Origin of the sequence: Lacisediminihabitans sp. (assembly GCF_036404185.1) — a bacterium.
In the GTDB taxonomy this organism is placed as follows: Bacteria; Actinomycetota; Actinomycetes; order Actinomycetales; family Microbacteriaceae; genus Lacisediminihabitans.
In genome coordinates this window covers 1-3,487 of sequence record NZ_DASWPB010000165.1, presented here as the reverse complement: position 1 = coordinate 3,487, position 3,487 = coordinate 1, and the positions used below count along the sequence as shown (strand labels likewise).

At 66.0% G+C, this 3,487-nt stretch carries 3 protein-coding genes and 1 pseudogene; 2 read left to right on the top strand and 2 right to left on the bottom strand.

The window, feature by feature from the left end:
- The coding region (locus tag VGC18_RS11845; protein WP_331097594.1) for a DUF1003 domain-containing protein at positions 1-494 on the top strand (494 nt) is incomplete at its 5' end.
- Here the strand turns inward: VGC18_RS11845 and VGC18_RS11840 are convergent.
- Positions 491-964, bottom strand: coding sequence for a peroxiredoxin (locus VGC18_RS11840; RefSeq protein ID WP_331097592.1), 474 nt, complete (start codon positions 962-964; stop codon positions 491-493). The two genes, VGC18_RS11845 and VGC18_RS11840, sit on opposite strands and share 4 nt — an antisense overlap.
- A gap of 79 nt (positions 965-1,043) precedes the next feature.
- Entirely contained in the window at positions 1,044-1,913 is an 870-nt protein-coding gene (locus VGC18_RS11835; protein ID WP_331097590.1) for an aldose 1-epimerase family protein, read from the bottom strand.
- Positions 1,914-2,056: 143 nt separating this feature from the next.
- Here VGC18_RS11835 and VGC18_RS11830 point away from each other — a divergent pair.
- Positions 2,057-3,487: pseudogene (locus tag VGC18_RS11830) on the top strand (pyruvate dehydrogenase (acetyl-transferring), homodimeric type); the annotation flags it as partial.

Genomic DNA, 3,487 nt, shown 5'->3' with positions numbered 1-3,487 from the left:
GGAGCCGGACATACACTCGCACCATGACCAAGGCCACCAGCACCCCGACGGCGAAGACCGCCGACACCGTCAAGCCGTTTCAGATCACCAACTGGCACTCCGAGCACAAGAAGCACCTCACCCGCGGCGAGCGGGCGGCGGACATCATGCGCAACGGCATGGGCAGCTGGGGCTTCGTCGGCGGCTTCGTGCTGTTCATGGTGCTCTGGGCCATCCTGAACTCGGTGACGAAGGGCTGGGACCCCTACCCGTTCATCCTGCTCAACCTGTTCCTCAGCATGCTGGCCGGGCTTCAGGGCGCGATCCTGCTGATCGCCTCGAAGCGCCAGGATGCGATCGCCGCCGCGCTGGCGAAACACGACTACGACACGAACGTCGCCTCGAAGAAGGACATCGAAAAGCTCATGGAGATCAACAACCGCCAGCTGGGGATGATCACCGACCTGCAGAAGATCCTGGCGAAGCTGGATCCCGATGGAGCGAAGACGGCTTAGGCGGCGACCGGCGTCAGCTCGGCGAGCGCCGCGCGATAGTCGGCGATGGAGCGGGCCTCGCCGGGGGCGGTGATGAAGCTCGCCCGGATGATGCCGTTCATGTCGATGAGGAAGCTCGCGCGGTTCGCGTAGCCCTTCTCCGGGAGGAAGACGCCGTAGTCCTTGGCGACCGAGCCGTGCGGCCAGAAGTCGGCGAGCAGGTTGAAGTCGTACCCCTCCGCCTCGGCGAACGCCCGCAGAGTCGCCTTGGAGTCGACGGAGACGCCGAGCAGCTCGATGCTCTTGTCGGTGAAGAGCGAGAGGTTGTCCCTCAGCTCGCACAGCTCGCTCGTGCAGGTGCTGGAGAAGGCGAGGGGGAAGAAGACGAGGGCGACCGGCCTCTTGTGGCGGAAGTCGCTGAGTCGGATGTGCTCTCCGAATTGATTCGGGAGTTCGAAGTCGGGTGCCTGGGTGTCATTCTCCAGAGCCATGTCATGTCCTTTCAGCCGAGCGACCGCTCGGTAAACACGAATCGCTATCTTACGCTCGACTCGTCCGGTTGCCGGGCAATCAGGGCTGATCCACCGTGATGCTGTAAGAGAACGTGCGGGACTGCCCGGGATCGAGGCTGAACTGGCCCGGTTTGGTGTTGTACTCCCCCGCGAAATCGTCCGGTGCGGTCATCCCGAACCACGGTTCGATGCAGAGGAACTCGCCGGGCGCCCTGGACCACACGCCGAGCAGCGGGAAGTCGGCGAAGGCGACGGTGATACTCGCGGCTCCCGGGGCCGAATACCGCACCGAGCGGCTGGTCAGCTCGTCGAAGATGATGGCGTCGTCGACGAACAGGGAGTCGTCGAGCTGCAGGATGCGCCCCTGGACGGGGGTCGGCCGCGTCTCGGCAAGAAGAAGGCCGTCGGCGATGCGGCGGATGGGTGCGGGCTCCTCCGCCGCGAACTCGAGCACGTGGTCCTCCCTCGCCACGCCGGGCGCGAGCGGCCAGGCGAACCCCGGATGCGCCCCGAGAGACGCGGAGAACCGCTCCGGACCCGTGTTCGACACCGTGTGGACGATCGTCAGCCTGTTCGCCTCGACCGTGAACAGCAGCTCGAACCGGAAGCCGAAGGGGAAGTGCGCGTGCGTCTGATCGTTGTCGGTCAGCACGAACCGGCACTTCGTCCCGCTGATCCGTTCGACCTCGAACTCCTGATTGCGGGCGAAGCCGTGCTGGGCGATCGGGTAGGCGGTGCCGGCGTGGATCAGCTGATTGCCGGGCATCCGTCCCACGATGGGGAACAGGACGGGGGCCTGTCCCCTCCACACGTCGCTGCCCTGCCAGAGCAGCTGTCTCCCGGTCTGGTCGACCAGACCGTTCAGCTGTGCGCCGTTCGAGTCGACCGAGACGGAGAGGATGCCGTTGTCGAGTTCGCTGAGGGCCATGGGCTCGACGCTACTCCCCGCTCACGTACAACCTCCGCTGGACGCGAACTAGAATCGTTGAGGCCGCGCATCCCGACCGATGATCGCAATCCGACTCCGGTCTGCTCGGCGCATTCTGTCCGCGAAAAAGAACGAGGTCGACGTTGACGGTGAATGACCAGGACCCCTACTCGGTGAACCACATCGACCAGGACCCTGAGGAGACTGCCGAATGGCAGGAATCCCTCGATGCATTGGTGGAGGCGCAGGGGCACGAACGCGCCCGCGAGATCATGCTCAGCCTGCTCAAACGGTCCAAGGAGCTGCACCTCGGTGTGCCCATGGTCCCGACGACGGACTATCTGAACACGATCGCGCCGGAGAACGAGCCGGAGTTCCCCGGCGACGAGGACCTGGAACGCCGCTACCGCGCCTGGACGCGCTGGAACGCGGCCATCCTGGTGCACCGCGCGCAGCGCCCGAACATCGGGGTCGGCGGTCACATCTCCACCTACGCCGGGTCGGCCACCCTCTACGAGGTCGGCAACAACCACTTCTTCCGCGGCCGTGAGCACCCGGGCGGCGGGGACCAGATCTTCTACCAGGGCCACGCCTCCCCCGGCATGTACGCCCGCGCCTTCCTCGAGGGCCGGCTCAGCGCCGACCAGCTCGACGGATTCCGCCAGGAGAAGTCCCACGCCGGCGGCGGACTCTCGTCCTACCCGCATCCGCGTCTCATGCCGCAGTTCTGGCAGTTCCCCACCGTCTCGATGGGAATCGGCCCGATCAACGCGATCTACCAGGCGCAGTCGAACAAGTACCTGACCGACCGTGGGATCACGGATGCCTCGGACCAGCAGGTCTGGGCCTTCCTCGGCGACGGGGAGATGGACGAGGTGGAGAGCCGCGGCGCCCTCCAGCTGGCCGCCAACGACGGCCTCGACAACCTCAACTTCGTCATCAACTGCAACCTGCAGCGGCTCGACGGACCGGTGCGTGGCAACGGCAAGATCATCCAGGAGCTCGAGAGCTTCTTCCGCGGGGCCGGCTGGAACGTCATCAAGGTGATCTGGGGCCGCGAGTGGGACGAGCTGCTCGCCCGCGACACCGAGGGCGCGCTCCGCGACCTCATGAACCGCACGCCAGACGGCGACTACCAGACCTACAAGGCGGAGAACGGCGCCTACGTGCGCGAGAACTTCTTCGGCCGCGACCCGCGCACCCTCGAGATGGTCAAGGACTACAGCGACGAGCAGATCTGGGGCCTCAAGCGCGGCGGCCACGACTATCACAAGGTCTACGCGGCCTTCAAGGCGGCCGCGGAGCACAAGGGCCAGCCGACGGTCATCCTCACCAAGACGGTCAAGGGCTACGGTCTCGGCCCCTCGTTCGAGGGTCGCAACGCGACCCATCAGATGAAGAAGCTCACGCTCGACAACCTCAAGCTGTTCCGCGACGCCCTGCGCATCCCGATCACGGACGCCACGCTCGAGGAGAACCCGTACCTGCCGCCGTACTACCACCCCGGCGAGGACGACGAGGCGATCCAGTACCTGCACGAGCGCCGCAGGGCGCTCGGCGGCTACGTCCCGGAG

What these genes read in the sequence shown, in the direction of transcription:
- VGC18_RS11840 (WP_331097592.1), bottom strand. Translation starts at nt 964, where the DNA reads ATGGCTCTGGAGAATGACACCCAGGCACCCGACTTCGAACTCCCGAAT.
- VGC18_RS11835 (WP_331097590.1), bottom strand. Translation starts at nt 1,913, where the DNA reads ATGGCCCTCAGCGAACTCGACAACGGCATCCTCTCCGTCTCGGTCGAC.